This is a genomic window from Fibrella forsythiae (assembly GCF_017353175.1).
In the GTDB taxonomy this organism is placed as follows: Bacteria; Bacteroidota; Bacteroidia; order Cytophagales; family Spirosomataceae; genus Fibrella; species Fibrella forsythiae.
Map to the genome: position 1 here is coordinate 684,189 of NZ_JAFMYW010000001.1, position 19,985 is coordinate 704,173.

Sequence of the window (19,985 nt, forward strand, 5' to 3'; positions counted from 1 at the left end):
TACCATATATCTGCAGTAACGACCCGTTGGCAAAGCCTTCCAAATCCCAGGTATTGTTGTTGGCAGGGTAAAACACGCGCCATAGATTTGTGTTTGCCGGATTTGATTGTAAGTTCCAATCATATAAGCCGTTGGCAGCGTGGCCACTTAGAAGGTGTTGGGAAATAATGTTTGGTATTGATGGTCAATTCGTTGCAACATGATCTGAATGTTAGCCAAATACAACCAGCTTACCGAAGAAGCTACCGTATACTCGTAGTCTTTGACGATGCGTCGGAAGAAATTCCTCCAGGCAATGGTCCTTTCTACTACCCACCGCTTGGCAACAGGGACAAAACCTTGCGCTGATTCGGGACGTGAAGCCTTCTCAAAGTCGATCCCCCGTTCGCCTAACGCTTGAGCAAACACCCCATTATAAGCCTGGTCACCGAACACCTTCTCCAACCGCTCACCCGTGCGCCACAACAGGTCGCCTATGAGGGCGGTGGCGGCCGGGCCATCGGCTCCGTTGGCGGTATGAACCAGCACCACCCAGACCCGCCCCTGCGTATCGACTAAAAACAGCCGTTTGCGTCCATTGACGCGTTTGTTAGCATCCAATCCTCGATCCTTCCAGATCATTGGATGTAGCTTAACGCTTTGTGAATCAGCACATCCAGGCGAAGGTAGTGGTTCTTTCCCCGTCCGAATTCGATCTTCCTCATTAAGTGCCGCGTTAATTTGTGCCAGCAACTGCTGGTGTTTCCACTGATCAAAGTAATAATAAACAGCTTGCCAGTGAGGCCATTCTGACGGTAAATTTCGCCATTGACACCCCGTTCTCAGCAACCACAAAATAGCATCTAGAATCTGCCGCAGATCATGTTTACGTTTGCGTTTGAGGTTAAAGACCGGAGCGCCGGCCGATTGATCCCATTGAGGGTCGGTCAGTGGCATCCACTGTTTGGTCATGGCTTTGCATTTTGGTCGATACAAAGTTGGCACGACTCTCAACCCTTTTCAATTCCCCAACATGCTCTAAGTATCATCCCGCATCAGCTTCAATTTCCCCTTGAAAACATGGCCCATCTTGAGCCATATTGATATTAATAGATGCATTTCCCACCGGACTTCCACTCTGCAAGTTTAGCTTGGTCAACCAGGCAGCTACTGAACTACTATTATTGGTTGTTGATAAACCGTTGTAGGTGCCAATTACCCGAATTCGTCCGTTGTTTTGGGCATTCCGTTGGTAAACTGCTCCAGAAAGGGGGAGAGAAATATTAACTAATAAGGGTTTGTATCCCGGTCCGGGAATGGCTGAATTGACTTGTTGAGCGTAGCCTACTTTAAATAGTAAGCATAGCAATACCATTAGACATTTTTTCATTGTCTATAGATAGTTAATGGTGGGAAAATGTTGTGAGAAAATTCGGTAAATTATTAATCAATTTACAGCGTATTCATGTATGAATACGCCAATACCATCCGTGTGAAGTTCGAACGGCCAAGAACGGTTGAGCCGTTGACCAATTGCGACCTCCCTAACGATTCGACCATACTTATCCAGGGTACGTAAATAATTTGACGTATATACAAGTTCGTTTGGATAAATAACACTGCCTGAATATGCTATCTTACTGTTAACCATAAGGTTTTTACTTTTTCGACCCGTAAAAGGATACAGATCAGGCTGCCGATTATGACTTTTATTGTCGAAATCCTGATAAATAATTATTCGTCCAATATCACTGCCCATAAAATTGCTTCATTCTGTGGGATTACCGTCTTTTATTAAAGTAACTTCATCTGAACCGCCACTAAGTACCCGGATAGCGTAGCCGTTACTATCAAAAGTCACTTTAGCATTATTCCTCTGAACAATTGCTAATCCATTTCCATTAAGTAGTAGAGTGTCCTATGAAATACCAGGTGGTGATAAAGGCAAATCTGCCCGCTTATTTTTACTGACTAATACTACTTTATTTTGCAAATACGTGTAATTAGTCTGTAAAGAATCCCCTTTTGATTTAACAGTTAGTTCTGTTGTTAGCCGTCCTTTTTCATCATACGTATAAGTAGCTACTTCTTTAACTCCTACAGTAACTGTTTTTCCACACCCACATCTACTATTTCCGGCTCAACAACGGGGCCTTCCAGAATGACCGTTTTATATATCCTCTTCTCCAATCTGTTTACAGACGGTAAGGGCAGATACCCGGCGTTATCCGCTTCAGGTATAGTCTGTATCTGATCGCGGCAACCTAAACCGACGAATACCAGGATGAGTAGCAGTAGACCAGTAGTTCTCGACGTATTCATAGCTACCTGTTTTGTTACGTGTAAGACCGTTAACTTGCCTGTAATAACCTACAAGTAAGTATTAAAAGGTAAAAGAAAAATAATAATGATTACAAACTAGTATCCATATCGTCTATAAAATGGCCACAACAGAATTAGCAAATTTTTACTGGTTACCCAAAACAACACAGCCCACAAACGTATCATCCTACCTTTAACGAGCCAACAGCTCCGCTCTGATAGGAAAATCAATCCGTTAATGGAGTCGGTTAGTTTAGTTTTTAAAAATCCGTCAACCTTTACGGTTGTGAAATCATTATACATCTAGCATCAACTACCGCTTACGTTTTGACTACCGAAGTACGTACCCACGCGCCTACCATCGGCACCGCCGCCCATGTGGGCACAACCGGCGTTCACTATGAACTATTTGTGCGGGCCTTTGCCGATAGCAACCACGACGGCATCGGCGACCTGAACGGGGTAACCCAGAAATTGGATTACCTGCGCGACCTCGGCATTTCGGCCATCTGGCTTATGCCCGTCAACCCCTCGCCTACCTACCATAAATACGACATCACCGATTATTACGGCATCGATCCGGACTACGGCACGCTGGATGATTTCCGTCGGCTAATCCACGAGGCACATAAACGGGGTATCGCCGTGCTGATGGATCTGGTCATTCACCATACCAGTATCAAACACCACTGGTTTACCGAAGCAGCCAAAGGGCCGGATAACCCGTACCGCTCATTTTATAAATGGATGCTGCCCGATGAAATAAAACGGCGCAACCTGGCCACCCGCGACATTACCGCCGATTCTGACGAACGCAGCCCGTGGCACTATGCACCAGGCACCACCAGGAGCAACCCTGCTACCGAAAAATACTACGGTATGTTCTGGAGCGGCATGCCCGATCTGAACTTCGATCATCAGCCGCTACGCGAAGAAATTTATAATATTGTCCGCTATTGGCTCACCGACATTGGGGTTGACGGTTTCCGGCTCGATGCAGCCCGCCATTTATACCGGGAAGCCGAAGAGCCTAAGAATCACCAGTTTTGGGATGAGTTCGGGCAGGTTGTGCAGGCCGCCAAACCGGGTGCATACCTCGTGGGCGAAGTGTGGACCCGCCCTAACAAAGTAGCTCCCTACTTCCGGGGATTGCAGGCCAACTTCAATTTTGATCTGGCCCTTGAACTCGAGGCCATCATTCGTCAGGGCGATGATGAAAACGATGTAATGGCGTTCCTGTACGAAACGCAGGCGGCATACGGCGAGGTAAACGACCAGTTCATCGACGCACTTATCCTGTCGAACCACGATCAGAATCGGATTGGTAGCCTGCTAAAAGGTGACCTGAACAAGCTGAAAGTCGCCGCAAATCTATTACTCACCCTCCCCGGAAACCCCTACCTCTATTACGGCGAAGAAATTGGGATGCTGGGGCTAAAACCCGACGAATACATCCGCGAACCATTCATCTGGAATGTCGGCAAAAAAGACTCGCATCGCGCTCGCTGGACACACGCCCGGTATTCGACCAGCCGTACGGTTCGACCCCTGGCCCATCAGCAGACCGACCCCGATTCATTGTTTACGCATTACAAACAGTTGATCGCCTTCAGGAATGGTCACGCCGTTCTGAACGATAATCGCAGTCGCCTTCAGTTGAGCGGCATCCGGCAGAAAGGGATCGTTTCGTTTGGCCGGCAGAACGAGCACGGCCTGGTCTGGTTTATTCAAAACCTCACAAACTCCCCTATCGATGTAGTGTTATCGGCAGCCGAACAAGCTGCTGAAAGCGTTCAGCTAGCTACCGTTCCAGGTACGTTGCTTGCTGAGGGTACGCTGACCTTGCCCGCATTCGGGTTAGCCGTAATCTCGTAAGTCGTAAGAGCTCCGCTCATCTGAGCCAGATGATGAGACAACGCGACTTACGACTCCTTAACTTACAGTCATCCCGTCTTATATTTGCCAAATCGTCGCCCACGCCGCGCCCCATGCCGCAACTTAGTACGCGCCACCTGCTTGGCATTAAAGACCTGACCCAGAACGACATTCAGCTTATTCTGGAGACAGCCACCCAATTTAAAGACGTTATCAATCGGCCAATCAAGAAGGTCCCATCTCTGCGGGACATCACGATTGCCAACGTCTTTTTCGAAAATTCGACCCGCACCCGCCTGTCATTTGAGCTGGCCGAAAAGCGCCTTTCTGCCGATGTTGTTAATTTTTCGGCATCGGGTAGCTCCGTGAAAAAAGGTGAAACGCTGCTCGATACGGTCAATAACATTCTGGCCATGAAGGTCGACATGATCGTGATGCGGCACAGCAGTCCGGGGGCGCCACATTACCTGTCATCACGGATTCCCGCCAATGTGGTCAACGCGGGTGATGGTACGCACGAACACCCCACCCAGGCCCTGCTCGACTCGTTTTCGATGCGCGAAAAACTAGGCGACCTGGCCGGCAAACGGATTGCCATCATCGGCGACATTACGCATTCACGCGTTGCGCTATCCAATATCTTCTGCCTGCAAAAACAGGGAGCCGACGTAATGGTCTGTGGGCCAACCACCCTGATTCCCAAGCATATGGCTTCGCTTGGTGTTCGGGTTAGTCATGATGTGCGCGAGGCTTTGCAATGGTGCGACGTAGCCAACGTGCTCCGTATTCAGCTGGAACGACAGCAGATCAAGTATTTCCCCAGCCTGCGCGAATACAGCCTGTATTTTGGTATCAGCCGCCAAATGCTCGATGAGCTCGACCGCCCCATTGTACTGATGCACCCCGGCCCGATAAACCGGGGCGTGGAACTCACCTCCGACGCCGCCGATTCGCCCCACAGCATTATTCTCGACCAGGTAGAAAACGGGGTAGCCGTACGCATGGCCGTGCTGTATTTGCTGGCGCAGGAACGATAATCACGACCTTATCTGAAACCAGACAGGCATCTATCCGGGAGTCAATGGGGGTGAAAAGGGCATTTTCAGACAGTAGGGAAGCCATTGGCAACGTACCCAGCTTATACCAGTTGCGCCATTCGCTCATCAAAGCTGACCAGGTAGCTTCGCGAAACAGGGATTTCACGGTTCGAACCACTCATCGTCAATTGATACCCCCTGCTATTTCCGGTGGTGTGGTTCACCGCCCGCAGGTTGACCAGAAAGGCCCGGTGACACCTGAAAAACTGGGGGTCATGGGCCACTGCGGCTTCGACGTCTTTGAGTGTACTCCGCAACACTGTTTTCTGCGGAAACATGAAGTTCAGCCAATGCACCTCCACGTAGTTCCCCACCGATTCAACGTAGATGAGTTGGTTCGGCAGCAAGCTTAGGCGCTCTTTTCCAGTATCGCTTGTCAGTAAAATTCCCCTCGGTAGTTCAGGTACGTTGGCGGTGTCAGGTACGTTTGGCTGGTGCAGTTCATTGAGCTGCTTGTTGAGTTGGCTGGCCTGCGCCAGATTTCGCTTCAATCGGCGGCGTTCGGCGACCATCACACCCATGAAAATCGGGAAAAAACCAATTGCCGTGACCATACCATACATAGTAAGAAATGACGGAGCAGGGAGCTTCAGCGACCACACAATCAGCTGATTGCCAATTGATATAATCAGTAGAACAACCAGCACATGCACGATGTGTCGGCCCACTGTCCAGCGGTCTTCGTCGTACAAGACCGGAAATAGGCGGGGAATTGCAGCGTTGGCCAGTACCGAGGAAAATACGCAACCTATCGCAAAGAGGACATGCATCCACAGCCGACTCTGCCAGTCAGCCCAGCCAGCGTTGAACACCGTTAAGAAAAGAAAGACGTAAATCCCCGCCTGAACGGACAGTGTACTCTGATTTTTAAAGCTAAAATCTTCAGCTAAAGGCCGGTTCAACCACGTACGAACTCGATTGATCATGAGGTAAAAATAGGTACTGGATGCCGGATGTTGGCCGCTAGATACTGAGTACGGGACATTAGCTATTGACCATCCGTGGATTGACCAGATTATCAGGGCATCTAATGCCTGATAACCGAGGTTTATTATTCATCATCCAGTATCCAACGTCTAGTATTTATTTTTACCCCATGCAAACCGCTTCATTTCGAACTCCGTCGATCTTCACTCCTTTTCTGAATTTGATTGCGGCCGAGAGTACCCGCCACGGTGGTGTCAGTCAGCCACCCTACTCATCTATGAACCTCGGTATCAACACCGACGATGAACCCGCGAATGTAGCCGAGAACCGTCGGTTATGGCTGGCCAATTGGCAGTTGGATGAATCAAACCTGGCCTCCTCGTATCAGGTGCATGGAACCGCCGTTCAGGTAGCTACAGCAGCGGGGCGCACAACGGGATATGATGCGCTGATTACCAACGTACCCGGGCTCGTAGTTGGCGTAACTGTAGCCGATTGTACTCCTATTCTGGTTTATGATGTCCGAAACCGGGCGGTAGCTGCCATACACGCGGGCTGGCGCGGTACGGTGGGCGGCATTGTCACGAAAACGCTGGGGATGATGCAGGAAACCTATGGAACAACATCAGCCGATTGCCGGGCGTACGTAGGTACGTGTATTGATGCCTGCTCCTTCGAGGTTGGTCATGAAGTGGCCACCCAGTTTAACGAAAATTATATAACTACAAACCCATCGACCGGCAAATCGATGGTTGATCTGAAGCAGGCCAACACCGATCAGTTGCGTGATTTTGGGCTTTCCGATACGCAAATTGAACTATCACCCTATTCAACAGTGCTCAACAACACGGATTATTTTTCTCACCGGCTGGAACAGGGGTTCACCGGACGAATGCTGGCCATCATAGGTATCAGATGAGTGGTCCGCTTTGTAAAATAGCAGCCACTATTTGGCTAAGATTGACGTTATTGGCAGTAAAAGTTGGTATTCCGATCGAGTTAGTCAACTATTCTCTTTTACACCATGTATACACCCAACCTTGGTAATGAAGCCCGCACGCTGGTTACGGGAACGGTTAATCAGGCAAAGGGCCGGTTTATCCGCAAACCCAGCGTCAGGGCGACCATCCTATACACCCTTGGTGCCATTCTTGTGTTTGGTATGGTTGGTTTCTTGGCCCACGCCATTGTCATCAACGAATTTTTACCCGCAACGAGTGATGTTGGCCTCTGGATCTACGCAATCACCATGGGCTTCGTTTTTCTGCTGGGCATGATTCACGTGACGATTCTCCGCTCCATGTTTACCTGGATCAAAGCAGATGACTACATGACGGGCACGGTTATGACGCTCTACATTGGATTGGTGGGCAGTCTGACGCTCTTCTTCCTGACCTTTTCGCCTAAATTATTTGAATCACTGAATGCACAGGAATTCCGTGGAAACGTTCGGCCACTAATCAGTACAATGCTGGCTTTTCCACTTCCGTACTTTATTAGTTGGGCCTACGAACTGTTTGAGCAGATTCCACCCAGGATCTACAAGATCTGGAAATATAATCCGCTGATCCGGCTGCCAAACCTAACAGAGCGCGACCGCAACAACACCAAAGTGGTGACGTTTGTGCTTGACGTAAATTACAATGAACCCAACCCTTACGATATGCGGTCGAAGATCCCCGACGTAATGCTTGTGGGCGATGGCTTCAAACTGACCATCGACGAGGATAACCGGAAGAACCCAAACCGGATGATTCAGATTGCCAATCCAAGAGGTGAATTCTACGAATGGTACTTCTACATCCGCCGGGCCTGGTATCGTCCGTATCGATTTGTTGACCCGTACAAAACAGTTGAAGAGAACCAGCTTCGCGATGGTGACCGAATTGTATCCCGTCGCCGAATGCCCACACCAGGCCCTGCTCCACGGCCCGGAGCAGGTGGCCTGAGCAGACCGGGCATGCCCGTGCGCTAAGGCTGCAGCATTCTGTTTGGCTGTCCGTTGAAAACGTTGTTACTTGCCCAATAGCAGGCAACAGACAGTCATGACTGCCAGTTATACTAGTGTGGCCCTCTGCTGCCTTTTGTATTTAAAAACCACGTTGACATGAATCGTTCTGAATTTTTGAAGTTAGCCTTTGGGGCCGCCGCCGGTCTGGCAGTTGCCCAAACCCGCGTATTTGGATTTCAACAGGCGGGCCCCTTCACGCTGGCCCCGCTACCCTACGATGCCGCCGCACTGGAGCCACACATCGACAAAATGACGATGGAGATTCACCACGGCAAACACCATAAAGCATATGTCGACAACCTGAATAAGGCAGTAGCCGGCACAGAAATGGCGGGTATGAACATCGACCAGCTGGTTCGGAGCATTGATGCTAAAACGCCTGCAGCGGTGCGCAACAACGGCGGTGGCCATTGGAATCACACGTTCTTCTGGAATATTTTATCGCCTAAGGGGGGTGGTCAACCTAAAGGAGCCCTTGCCGACGCGATTAATAAAAAATACGGTTCGTTCGATAAGTTCAAAGAAGAATGGGCAAAAGCGGCTACCGGCCGGTTTGGCTCGGGATGGGTGTGGCTCATTAAAGATGGCAATGGCGTAGAGATCGTGTCAACGCCCAACCAGGATAACCCACTGATGAAGCTGGCCGAAAAACCAGGAACACCGTTGATTGGTCTTGACGTATGGGAACACGCCTACTACCTGAAATACCAGAACAAGCGTCCAGACTACGTAGCGGCCGCCTGGAATCTGTACGACTGGGACAAAGCCGCAAAAGCGTTCGCGTAAGTCGTAAACGGTCCGCCGCTGCGGTCGTAAGTCGTAAGAGCTCCGCTCATCTGAATCAGGTGAAAGGGTAACGCCACTTATGACTTACGACTTTTTCACTTACAACTCTCCTACGACTTCGTTATAACTCTTTCTGAGTTCATGGGTAGGTATACGCGGAACTCGGTCCCTTTACCCACTTCGCTTTCCAGCGAGATTGTCCCGTTATGGTTGTCTACTACCTTCTTTGTGGTAGCCAACCCGATACCTGACCCCTCAAACTGACGGCGGCCATGCAGTCTGTTGAAAAGGCCGAAAATTTTATCAAAATTGACGGGTTCAATACCGATGCCATTGTCTTTCACAATCAATTCGGCATAGACTGAATCGGCTGACGTTGCCAGGTTAGGCACATTCGGCCCCTCCACAATCCGCGCAGATAGGGTGATAAGTGGCGTCCGTTCGGGCGGAACAAACTTGAGTGCGTTGGTCAACAGGTTCTGAAACAACTGCCGGAGTTGTTGCTCATCACCAGGAATCATCGGGATGGGTGGTTTCAGCCTGACAACGCCGTTTCGTTCCTGTATCAGCACGCTAAGATCAAAGATCAGCTCATTGAACAGGTCTTCCAAATGGACGATCCCCTGGGGTTTTTGGTCGGAGCTTAACCGGGCGTACGATAATAGCGATTGAATAAGGGTGCTCATCCGGTCAGACGCCGCCTGCATCCTATGAATCATATCAACGCCCTGGTCTCCAACTACGCTCGCATAATTGGCTTTCAACAGATCGCCGAATGCCCTGATCTTCCGTAGGGGCTCCTGCAGATCGTGACTGGCAACATACGCGAACTGCTCCAGATTCTGGTTCGACTGCTGAAGCGCCGTGTTACTCTGGATCAGTGCCTGCTGCTGCCGGTACTGCTCGGTAACATTGCGGAAAACGATCAGGATCATCACCACCACGCCCGCCTGGTTCCGTACCGGGCCCACATAGACTTCGCTGCGCCATCCTCCCCAATGATCAGAGAAAAAATGTGATTCGCCCGTTAAGGCTGTTCCGAGGTAATTACGCCAGTCTTCCCGAAATTCGGGTAATACGTTATTTTCCAATAAACGACCAACCAACTCATCAGGATCGGTCTTAGCCAGCAACCCCGGCAGTGTTCCACTAGCTACCAGTACCTTCTTGAAGTAGTTGGTTACAATAACGCCAACTTCCGGTACCGTGGATGACAAGGCCTTGAACAGTATCGAGTCGGTGAGCATCGTTTCCTGTGCGGAACGCAGCTCCGAGATATCGGTAAATGAGACAACTGCCCGCTCTCCGTCGCCAACAGGTTCAGTAACAAGATCGTACCAGGCGGCGCTGTTGGTACGCCGGGAGTGATAGAACAAATCCTGGCGATGGGCAATACCGGTATCGATGACCTGCCCGGCGTTAGACCACAGATCAGCCCCAATCGACTCCGGGAAAAGTTTATCAACGGTCTGCCCCAACAGATCCTCGCGCTGTAGGCCAATGACCTGTTCAGCACGCTTGTTCACCAGTACAATCTTATAGGTCTGAATCGACTTTCTGGCCTCATCCCGTCTAGCTTCGAAGACAATAATCCCACTAGCCGATTGGTCAAGGGCAATCTGCAAAAGTCCATCAGATGGGCCATTTGGCAATGAAGTGGTTACGGGAGGTATAGAATACATTCGTTAGTGCATACGTTTATCTGCTTACTTCAACGGGAGCACAAGCAATTGGATTGGTAACGCAACATGCTTAAATCCTGTTTAAAAAAAAGCGCGAATGGGCAATGCTAACCACAACGGGCTGGCCATTATAGCTTACCTACATTAGCATCCATTTTTGTAATTTTGCGCGATAAAACTTCGTCACTAGTTATGACTGACTTATCAGAGTACAACGAAATTCCCTCGCTAGACTTAGCCGATTTTTCTTCAGACGACCAAACCCGCCGCGACCGTTTCGTTGCAGATCTGGGCAATGCGTTTACTAATATTGGCTTTGTTGCCATAAAAAATCACGGACTGACCGACGAACTCACGAAGAACCTGTATTCATCGGCTCAAGCCTTTTTTTCAGCACCCGACGAGGTAAAAAAACAGTACGAGCACCTGGAACTGAACGGGCAGCGCGGCTATATCGGCAAAGGCCGAGAAACGGCAAAAGGCTTCAAAGTGGCCGACCTGAAGGAATTCTACCACATTGGCCAGCCGGAGCCCGAAGGCTCAATGCCCGCCAACGTACTGCCAGCCGAATATCCCGAGTTTAGCCAATACACGGTCGACACGTATCGGATTCTGGAACAAACCGGCAAAACACTCTTGAAAGCCATTGCTCTGTTCCTGAAATTGCCGGAAGATTATTTCGAAGCAAAAGTCTACAAGGGCGATAGTATTTTGCGCGCCCTGCACTATTTCCCGCTCGACCCCAACAAGACGCCCGAAGGTGCCGTGCGGGCAGCAGCCCACGGTGACATTAACCTGATCACGCTACTGATGGGGGCTTCGGCCGATGGACTGGAAGTACTTCGCCGAGATGGCCAGTGGATTGCCATTACGGCGCTACCTGACCAAATTATTGTCAATGTTGGCGATATGCTCGACCGGCTGACCAATCACCATTTAAAGTCAACAATTCACCGGGTGGTGAACCCTCCGCGCGAGAAAATGGGTACGTCGCGCTACTCGATCCCGTTTTTTATGCATCCCCGTGCCGACATGAATTTGACGAGTCTCGATAGCTGTATCGACTCTCAGAACCCAAAGCTCTATTCAGACATGACCGCTGGCGAGTTCCTGAACGAGCGGTTAATGGAGTTGGGCCTGAAAAAATAATTGCAGGTCGTACGTTGATAATCGTAAGTTGCGCTGCTTATCTAACTTTCAGCCAGAAACAGACCAATTATCAACGTACGACGCACGGTTTCCCTGCTTTGAAACGCCCTCCTACCCTAACACCTGTCCGGAAAATTCGGCATATCATCTTTCTTAAAGATGTGCTGATTCTGGCTATAACAACGTTTGGAGGACCCCAGGTACATCTGACTATGTTTCTGGATTTGCTGGTTAGCAAACGCAGGTACCTTACAGAGGCTGAGGTAATGGAATTAACGGCCCTGTGTCAATTATTACCCGGCCCAACGTCAACGCAAACGATTACGGCCTTAGGGTATAAGATTGGCGGCCCTAATCTGGCCTATCTAACGCTGATTATCTGGTGCTTACCCGCCGTGTTGGCCATGACAGCCGCAGGCATTGGCGTGCATTACATTGAGCAGCACAACGGTTCACTAGCCTTTACGCGTTACATACAACCCATGGCGGTCGGCTTTCTGGTGGTTGCCGGGTACCGAATTGGCCGTAAGGTGATTCATAATCAGACAGGCTTGGTACTGGCTATACTGGCAGCGCTGGCAGCCTACGCATTTCGGTCACCTTTCCTGACACCCATTGTGATTGTCGTAGGTGGCCTGACGACTTCGCTTGCCTATCGCAAACACGAGAAAATGGATTATCAGCCCATGAAGATCCAATGGGCTAATTTTGGGCTCTGGTTTGGTGTGCTGGCAGGCGCGGCCGTTCTGGGCGCACTAACCCAGTCTCTTCCGGTTCGGTTATTTGAGAATTTTTATCGGAATGGCAGTCTTGTTTTTGGCGGCGGGCAGGTGCTAACCCCCATTCTATACAACGAGTTTGTGGCGTTTAAGCAGTATGTCAGCCGTGAGGAGTTTCTATCCGGGCTCGGCCTTGTTCAGGCTATGCCAGGTCCGGTTTTTTCATTTGCCTCCTACATCGGTACGCTGGCCATGCGCGATCAGGGATTACACGGTCAACTGCTGGGCAGTTTGGTGTCGACAGTCGGCATTTTTTTGCCAGGTACGTTCCTTATCTTCTTTGTGTATCGATTCTGGGACCAGCTCAAGCGCCACCGGCCTGTTCGTGCCTCCTTAGAAGGTATCAATGCCGCCAGCACCGGCTTGACCGCCGCTTCAGCCATTATTCTGTTTGAACCGATGGTACCGCACTGGCCATTTGTTGCCGTTGTAATGGGTACAATATTGCTACTTGAATTTACAAAGCTTCCGCCCTACGCACTCATTATCGGAGGTTTAGCGTTAGGGATCATTCTTTAATCCATCTTTTATGAAATCCATTCCTACCTTATCCAGACTGGTCATTGCTTCGGTTGCCCTATTGCTGACCAACTGTGCCCGTAATCCTGTTACCGGCAAACGCGAGATAAGCCTCATGTCGACTGAACAGGAGATTGCCATTGGTAAAGAGTCGCATCCGTCTATCGTAGCCACTATGGGCCTCTACGAAGATACTAAGCTCCAAGCCTTTATGAATCAGAAGGGCAAGGCCATGGCTGCTATCTCGCACCGGCCCGAACTGCCTTACCAGTTTTTTATCGTTGACTCACCCGTAGTTAATGCCTTTGCCGTTCCGGGCGGATACGTTTATTTCACTCGCGGTATTCTGGCCCACTTTAACAACGAGGCCGAATTTGCGGGTGTACTGGGCCACGAGATCGGTCATATCACGGCCCGGCATTCGGCCCGGCAGCAAACTAGCCAGATATTGACAACCGGTGGTGCCATACTGGGCGCTATTCTCATCGACAAATCCGGAGGCTTACTGGAGTCGGCCATACAGGGAGCGCAGCTGTTGCAGCTGAAATATAGCCGCGCACACGAGTCAGAATCAGATGAGATCGGGGTTGGCTACTCCAGCAAGATTGGCTACGATGCCAATCAGATGGCCGAGTTTTTTGCTACCATCAAACGCATTCAGGATAATTCGGGGCAGAGTGTGCCGAATATGATGTCGACACACCCGGACCCTGGCAATCGGTTCACGAAAGTACATGAGCTTGCCAAAGACTATCAGGCCAAGAACCCCGGCAATTATCAAGTCAATCGTGAAGCATACTTGCGAATGATTGATGGACTGCTGTTTGGCGAAGATCCTAAGCAGGGTTTTGTGGAAAATAACGCCTTTTACCACCCGGAGCTAAAGTTTCAGTTTCCGGTACCAGCCGGCTGGCAGCATCAGAATGCACCGTCGCAGTTTCAGATGGGGCCTAAAGACGGGAAATCATCGGTTATTATGATGCTGGCTAAAGGAAACTCGCTCGACGAGGCAGCGCAGACAATGGTGAAGGAGCTAAACCTGAAGGTTCTGGAAAACAGCAAACGGACCGTAAACGGAAACCAGGCACTCGCGCTCATTTCGCAGCAGCTTCCGCAGCAGCAACAGGGACAACCGCAACAACAGCAAACGGCAGCCAACACATTGCAGATCAGCACGTACCTGATTCAGTACAATAACCTCATATATGCCATTCACGGTCTGTCATCTGCTGCCGACTTCGAGCGGTCGTTCCCAACGTTTCGTACGGTTTCAGAAGGATTCCGTAGCCTGACAGACCCCGATAAACTTAACCGGAAGCCAGATCGGGTGTATGTTCGGCAGGCCCCGCGGGCAGGTACGTTCCAGGAGGTAATGTCTGCCCTAAACATGCCCACAGCCCGGATCGAGGAACTGGGTGTTTTAAACAGCCTCAAGGCCGACAGCCGGGTGGAAAAAGGTACGATGCTGAAAATCATTTCCAAATAGCTGATTGGCTGGCACTTGGCAGCGTAATAATTAGCTCGTAAAGAAGAGATGCATACGTTTGTCTGTTATTTTTGTAACGACAAACAGCACTCACTTTTATGAGCCGCCCATCGCGTTTTTTCAGTGATCATTCAAGCATGCGGCTAACAGCAATGTTTGCCCTGAATGCACTGTGTATCGTCGCTGTGATTGGCCTTCGCTACATGCTGCCAACTACGTTTCAGCGCCCTACGCTCAGTATTCCGAACGTTGGTGATTTCAGCATTGCCAACTGGTTTGCAAACCGCCTCGCCGATGTGGTTGCACTGATTCAGGACCTACTTCGTCATCTGATTCAATAAAAAACGCAGACTCAACGGTCTGCGTTTTTTATTGATTAATGCGGCCTTACTTTAACACCCTATTCTATCCGAAACAGATGCATCGGCATAATATACGGGTCCAGTTCCACGAAGTTCCATTCCCCCTTCCAGGTGTATTTGTTGCCCGTCAGCAGATCATGAACCGTATAGGGCTGGTCAGCATCAATACCCAACTGCCAGATGGGTACCTGAACCACCCCTGCACGCCGATTATAGGCGTCCATATTTACGACCGTCAGCAAGCGGTTATCGCCGGTAACTTTCAGATACGCCGTCAAATGCTCCTCATCAATTCGGCAGAAAGTCAGGTTATTGGTTTGCTGCAGGGCCGGATTCTCGCGTCGGATGCGGTTGGTCAGGCTGATCAGGTACGTTAGTTTGTTGGTGCGCTCCCAGTCCCAGTGGCGGATTTCGTATTTTTCTGAGTTCAGAAACTCTTCTTTATTCGGCACCGGCACATGCTCCATCAATTCGAAAGAAGGGCCATAAATTCCGTAATTAGCCGAAAGCGTTGCGGCCAGAAAGTAGCGAATCAGGAATTGAGGTTCGTGACCCGACTGCAGCACCCCGGGATTGATATCATGGGTTGTTGGCCAGAAATTCGGCCTGAAATAATGCTTCATTTCGCCCGCCGTCAGCTCGGTCATGTACTGCTCCAACTCGGCTTTGGTCGTTCGCCAGGTGTAATACGTATACGAATGCGCAAAGCCAACTTTTGCCAGTTGCTGCATCACTTTGGGTTTTGTGAATGCCTCCGACAGAAACAGCATATCAGGATGCTGTTTCTTCACTTCGGCAATGACCCATTCCCAAAATTCGAACGGTTTGGTGTGCGGATTATCAACCCGAACGATACGTACCCCCCACTCGGCCCAGACAAGCAGCACTCGTTTTAATTCGAGCCACAGATTTTGCCAGTCGGCAGTTTCAAAGTAAACAGGGTAAATGTCCTGGTATTTTTTAGGCGGATTTTCGGCATACTGAATCGTTCCGTCGGGGCGTTTTTTGAACCATTCGGGATGTTCTTTAGCCCACGGATGATCGGGAGAGCATTGGATTGCCAAATCCATGGCCACTTCAATTCCGTAGTTTTTCGCCTCGGTGATCAGGTGCTTAAACTCGTCGACCGTACCTAATTCGGCATGAATGGCATCGTGCCCACCCTCGGCGGAGCCAATACCATACGGAACACCGGGTTCGCCGGGCAGGCATGTAACCGAGTTATTTTTCCCTTTCCGGTGAGCCGTACCGATTGGGTGAATAGGTGGCAGGTAGAGCACATCAAAGCCCATGCCGGCAATGCGTGGCAATAATTTCTCCACATCGCCAAAGTTGCCGTGAACAGGTACGTTGCCAGGGCCCAGTTCCCGGCTTGCCGAACGGGGGAACAGGCAGTACCATGTACTGAACCCGGCGGCAGCCCGATCAACCTCAACGTTGAGTTCGTATTGGTAGCGGGCCGGATGCTGCCGTTCCGGGTATAGTTGCGCCCAGACTAGAAACTGCTCACTTTCGGCCACCTGAATTGCCTCCTGATACGCTTCATTGTTTGCTAGCTCTGATCCTTCGCGAAACAGGGCAGCCACCCGAAGTAGGGTTGCCGCGTCATGCGCGTCGGCATTTGATGCGCTACCAGCCCGGTGGGCCATGCCGTCGACCAGTACGGCACCAGCCAGTAGTTCACTGCTTATACGTTGACCATCAGCAACTTTCAGTTCGATCTCATGCTGCCAGGAAGCAATGTGATCAACCCAGGCTTCTATTGTATATTGGTAACGACCCAGTTTTTCTACGGTAAATGCCCCAGCCCAGCGGTCATTGAGCAGTAACTGCAGGGGCGTTTCCTGCCATTTTTTTTCATTACCATGGCGATAGAGTAACCGGGCAGCCAGAACATCATGACCATCTGTAATGATATCAGCTTCAACCGGAATACGATCACCAATAATGGCTTTTATAGGGTACCTACCAGGCCGGTCGTAGCCTGCGTCGACTTCCGGCGAGACGCGTTCGATCCGAACGCGAGTCTGCCCGGCAATGCCAGACAATGAAAGGTCTGGTTTGGTTGCAGACTTTGTCAACGACGATTGTTTCTTCATAGATGAAAGGGTGATTGATGCACAAAAATAACGTAGCCCGACTGAGTTTGCAGTACGGTTCGTTGTTCGCCTGATATCGCCAGAAATGATGTTACCCACCAACGCTCAAAGCACTGCTGCAACAAGTTTGGCGAGGCTACATAGTATTCCCGGGATCTTTTATACACAGAGAGGCCATGAACTACTACCTGATCTGTTAACTACTGTCAACACAGAGCAATTAGTAATTCATGGCCTCGGGTGTTCGATTTGCTGGCCACCAATCAGGCTATGGGTGTATTCAGCTACTCGGCCTTTGGCCGACCAACTTTACCAGTTTTTTCAGCAGGCTTGTTCAATTTCAACGAATAGCCAGTTACGCCGCCGTCAAAGTCGAAAGAGCTGATAACGAAGGTATATTTCTGAGTAACGTAGTCAATACCATTCTTTTGGAGAATAAATGGCAACGAAATGCTGTAGCTTTTTGCCGCCTTCACTACTTCAAAAGCAGATGAGTCACCAGAATCAGCCGGCACCAGATACAAAAGTTTAGCAGTACGCTTACCGGCCTGAGCACCAACTTTAAACGTCATTCCATCAAGATTGAGGCCTAGCTGTTCAACAGTTTTATTTGGCAGTACTAATTTTCCCGTTGTAGAAATATAGCCAGTAAGTGTAGCTGGTTTTTTCGAGCGCTTTTGTGGAACAACATCTGTGTTTTCCGAAGGGTTGAAGAAGCGGATTTCGCCTGTCTGCATAATGTTGGGATTGATAAGTTCATCACAAACATACACATTTATATTAGGTGAGAAAAAATTATTTATAATAACCTAGTTTAGCACCTTTTCTAGAATGCAGAAATATGCTATCCTCTTCACATTTTATTCGGCATCAACATTTACGCTCATAAATTAAGGGAGTCTGCTTCGTCATTTATTAACCTACACATGCACGGCAGGCAGCATATTCGGGCCGGTGAAACTTATAAAAAGTAATAGCTAGTAGCCGTTACCTAATAAAAAAGGTGCTCAATAAAGTAGATAAAAACACGATTTCTTATAACTAATTTTCACAAAACAGGTCTATTTGAGTGCTAAACTTTCAGAAATAGTGACAGTATGGATTTTTACAGGATCCGGAAAACTGTTTATCCAGATAGATAGTGTATTTTAAAATAACGCATCAGTAAGTATACCGAGGTACAAAAACTTAAGCCTTACCTGATGTTCAGGTAAGGCTTAAGTTTTTGTAAAATAAAGGCGGTTGACGTGTATCTGCGGTTATTGGATCGGTGAGTAATCGGTAGGTTTCATGTAGACCGACTCAACTTTCACGGTTAATGGGCCTCCTTTTTCCGAATCTGCTTTTACTTTCTCCCAGATTGGATCTTTGCGAAACATCTCAAAATTTGCCTTTCCTTCTTCTTCACTTGGATGGGCAAGGATATAGACCAGTTTGGGCTGCACGCCCTCTTTTTCGGCCGTTGTCCAATAGGCAATGTTTTCCATACCGTGCTTCGTAAACAGCTTCCGGGTGTGGTCGCGGAAACGGGTCAGCAGGTTTGGCAGTTTGTCTGGCTGGGCAGTGTAGGTACGTAGTTCAAACGTACGCATCGGTGATTTTTTCTTTAGCTTAATGGCAGGCGACAGGTCTGATTCGGTCATAAAGTAAGAGTCAACTTTCTCGACCAGTTTCCCGTTGGCTTCTGTCTTGGCCACTACCGCCCGCCAGGCCGGATCAGATCCGAAATGTTTCCACGATGTATCGCGGGCAGCCTTGCTGGGATAGGCCAGAATGTAGATCAACTCTTTACGGCTGGTGTCGATTGGGGTCCAGTAGCCGATATTTTCCATGCCATGTTTTTCAAAAAGCTTGGTCGTGTATTGCCTGAACCGGTCAACAATAGCCTCGTACTTACCCGGAGTTGGATGGTACACACGTACCTCATAGTATTTTGAAGAGGGACTTTGAGCAAAAGCCATAGTGGTCAGACAGCAAAGCGCCAATAAGCCAACTGTATTTGAAAGGGTGAAGCGATGTTTGGTCATCAGATGTATGTGATATTTTAGAGTGAAAGGACATAGTTTCAAAAATTATACTGATTTCCTGAAAATCAGCGTTGGTTTTAGCGCTGACATGCACACACCTGGTATGAACAAAATGAACGCCTATCTGTCATAATATATAATCATGAACAACTATGACAGATACAAACAATACGCTATACCTGATTTTCGATATGGATGGAACACTGATTGATAGTAATCCAACCCACAGAGAAGCATACACTCAATTTTTTGCTCGTCATGGTATCAAAATCTCTGATGATGATTTTACGCAACACATCTCTGGCCGAATCAATACCGAGATAATGACCTTCTTCTTTGGACAAAAAGGTAAGAAATTAACAGACAAACAGATAGAAGAACTGGTTGTTGAAAAAGAAACTCTTTTTCAGCAACTATACAGCCCTATAATCAGGCCGATAGCTGGCCTTCCCGGATTTTTAATGGCGGTAAAAGCTGCCGGCATCCCAATGGCGCTTGCCACATCGGCCCCACTACTAAATGTTGATTTCGTTTTTGACAAGTTGGGCATCCGTCAATTTTTTCAGCACGTGATCACCGATGGCGACGTACCTAAGGGTAAACCTGACCCTGCGGTTTTCCGGATTGCGGCCGACCGGATGGGTGCCGATCCGGTACGGTGTCTTGTTTTTGAAGACTCGGCAAAAGGTGTTGAAGCGGCCCAGCATGCGGGCATGAAAGTTATTGCCCTCAAAACCAGCCACGAACCGGAAGCAACAGAAAAAGCAGACCTGGTGATTGATGCGTATACGCAAATCAAGGTAGACCAATTGAGCGGTATGCTCACTTAGCTCCCGGTCGTGAGTATGAATCGAGCAAGGCTAACCAGGCTTTTCTCCGGAATCA

Annotated in this window: 18 protein-coding genes; 10 read left to right on the forward strand and 8 right to left on the reverse strand. The window is 49.2% G+C overall.

What is annotated here, in order from left to right:
* Window positions 1-147: 147 nt before the first annotated feature.
* From J2I46_RS03440 to J2I46_RS03450, 3 genes are all read right to left on the reverse strand, one after another.
* Entirely contained in the window at window positions 148-951 is an 804-nt protein-coding gene (locus J2I46_RS03440; protein WP_207327526.1) for an IS5 family transposase, read from the reverse strand.
* A 73-nt stretch (window positions 952-1,024) separates the two neighbouring features.
* The gene (locus tag J2I46_RS03445) at window positions 1,025-1,369 is read right to left on the reverse strand and encodes a hypothetical protein (RefSeq protein ID WP_207327527.1); all 345 of its coding nucleotides are present in this window, start codon (window positions 1,367-1,369) and stop codon (window positions 1,025-1,027) included.
* 707 nt (window positions 1,370-2,076) lie between these two features.
* Window positions 2,077-2,301, reverse strand: a complete 225-nt coding sequence (locus J2I46_RS03450; protein ID WP_207327528.1) for a hypothetical protein — start codon at window positions 2,299-2,301, stop codon at window positions 2,077-2,079.
* A gap of 327 nt (window positions 2,302-2,628) precedes the next feature.
* Between J2I46_RS03450 and J2I46_RS03455 the strand changes: the two genes are divergently transcribed.
* Window positions 2,629-4,176: an alpha-amylase family glycosyl hydrolase gene (locus tag J2I46_RS03455; protein WP_207327529.1), complete on the forward strand. Its 1,548-nt coding sequence runs from the start codon at window positions 2,629-2,631 to the stop codon at window positions 4,174-4,176.
* A gap of 113 nt (window positions 4,177-4,289) precedes the next feature.
* Entirely contained in the window at window positions 4,290-5,213 is a 924-nt protein-coding gene (locus tag J2I46_RS03460) for an aspartate carbamoyltransferase catalytic subunit (protein ID WP_207327530.1), read from the forward strand.
* Between the two features lie 101 nt (window positions 5,214-5,314).
* On the opposite strand, the gene J2I46_RS03465 is transcribed toward J2I46_RS03460, so the two are convergent.
* A complete protein-coding gene (locus J2I46_RS03465; RefSeq protein ID WP_207327531.1) occupies window positions 5,315-6,199 on the reverse strand; it encodes a LytR/AlgR family response regulator transcription factor in 885 nt (294 codons plus the stop codon).
* Window positions 6,200-6,369: 170 nt separating this feature from the next.
* Between J2I46_RS03465 and pgeF the strand changes: the two genes are divergently transcribed.
* The 3 genes from pgeF to J2I46_RS03480 all read left to right on the forward strand — a co-directional run bounded on the left by pgeF (window position 6,370) and on the right by J2I46_RS03480 (window position 8,997).
* On the forward strand, window positions 6,370-7,119 hold the full coding sequence (pgeF, locus tag J2I46_RS03470; protein WP_207327532.1) for a peptidoglycan editing factor PgeF: 750 nt from the start codon (window positions 6,370-6,372) through the stop codon (window positions 7,117-7,119).
* A gap of 105 nt (window positions 7,120-7,224) precedes the next feature.
* Window positions 7,225-8,175, forward strand: a complete 951-nt coding sequence (locus J2I46_RS03475) for a TssN family type VI secretion system protein (RefSeq protein ID WP_207327533.1) — start codon at window positions 7,225-7,227, stop codon at window positions 8,173-8,175.
* Between the two features lie 132 nt (window positions 8,176-8,307).
* Window positions 8,308-8,997 (forward strand): superoxide dismutase, encoded by a 690-nt coding sequence (locus tag J2I46_RS03480; protein ID WP_207327534.1) that lies wholly within the window; start codon window positions 8,308-8,310, stop codon window positions 8,995-8,997.
* A gap of 110 nt (window positions 8,998-9,107) precedes the next feature.
* Here J2I46_RS03480 and J2I46_RS03485 read toward each other — a convergent pair whose 3' ends face one another.
* Window positions 9,108-10,679 carry a sensor histidine kinase gene (locus J2I46_RS03485; RefSeq protein ID WP_207327535.1) on the reverse strand — a complete coding sequence of 524 codons (1,572 nt, stop codon included), beginning with the start codon at window positions 10,677-10,679 and terminating at the stop codon, window positions 9,108-9,110.
* 192 nt (window positions 10,680-10,871) lie between these two features.
* On the opposite strand from J2I46_RS03485, the gene J2I46_RS03490 reads away from it, so the two are divergent.
* The 4 genes from J2I46_RS03490 (at window position 10,872) to J2I46_RS03505 (ending at window position 14,953) form a co-directional block, all read left to right on the forward strand.
* Window positions 10,872-11,828 (forward strand): isopenicillin N synthase family dioxygenase, encoded by a 957-nt coding sequence (locus tag J2I46_RS03490; RefSeq protein WP_207327536.1) that lies wholly within the window; start codon window positions 10,872-10,874, stop codon window positions 11,826-11,828.
* Window positions 11,829-11,926: 98 nt separating this feature from the next.
* Window positions 11,927-13,126, forward strand: coding sequence for a chromate efflux transporter (chrA, locus tag J2I46_RS03495; protein ID WP_207327537.1), 1,200 nt, complete (start codon window positions 11,927-11,929; stop codon window positions 13,124-13,126).
* 10 nt (window positions 13,127-13,136) lie between these two features.
* Entirely contained in the window at window positions 13,137-14,612 is a 1,476-nt protein-coding gene (locus J2I46_RS03500; RefSeq protein WP_207327538.1) for a M48 family metalloprotease, read from the forward strand.
* Window positions 14,613-14,710: 98 nt separating this feature from the next.
* The gene (locus J2I46_RS03505; protein ID WP_207327539.1) at window positions 14,711-14,953 is read left to right on the forward strand and encodes a hypothetical protein; all 243 of its coding nucleotides are present in this window, start codon (window positions 14,711-14,713) and stop codon (window positions 14,951-14,953) included.
* A 59-nt stretch (window positions 14,954-15,012) separates the two neighbouring features.
* Here the strand turns inward: J2I46_RS03505 and J2I46_RS03510 are convergent, their stop codons facing one another.
* From J2I46_RS03510 to J2I46_RS03520, 3 genes are all read right to left on the reverse strand, one after another.
* Window positions 15,013-17,073, reverse strand: coding sequence for an alpha-1,4-glucan--maltose-1-phosphate maltosyltransferase (locus J2I46_RS03510; RefSeq protein WP_207327540.1), 2,061 nt, complete (start codon window positions 17,071-17,073; stop codon window positions 15,013-15,015).
* 284 nt (window positions 17,074-17,357) lie between these two features.
* The gene (locus J2I46_RS03515) at window positions 17,358-17,810 is read right to left on the reverse strand and encodes a hypothetical protein (RefSeq protein ID WP_207327541.1); all 453 of its coding nucleotides are present in this window, start codon (window positions 17,808-17,810) and stop codon (window positions 17,358-17,360) included.
* 522 nt (window positions 17,811-18,332) lie between these two features.
* Window positions 18,333-19,034 carry an NIPSNAP family protein gene (locus J2I46_RS03520; protein WP_229379601.1) on the reverse strand — a complete coding sequence of 234 codons (702 nt, stop codon included), beginning with the start codon at window positions 19,032-19,034 and terminating at the stop codon, window positions 18,333-18,335.
* A gap of 218 nt (window positions 19,035-19,252) precedes the next feature.
* On the opposite strand from J2I46_RS03520, the gene J2I46_RS03525 reads away from it, so the two are divergent.
* The gene (locus J2I46_RS03525; protein ID WP_207327543.1) at window positions 19,253-19,930 is read left to right on the forward strand and encodes an HAD family hydrolase; all 678 of its coding nucleotides are present in this window, start codon (window positions 19,253-19,255) and stop codon (window positions 19,928-19,930) included.
* Window positions 19,931-19,985 lie beyond the last annotated feature (55 nt).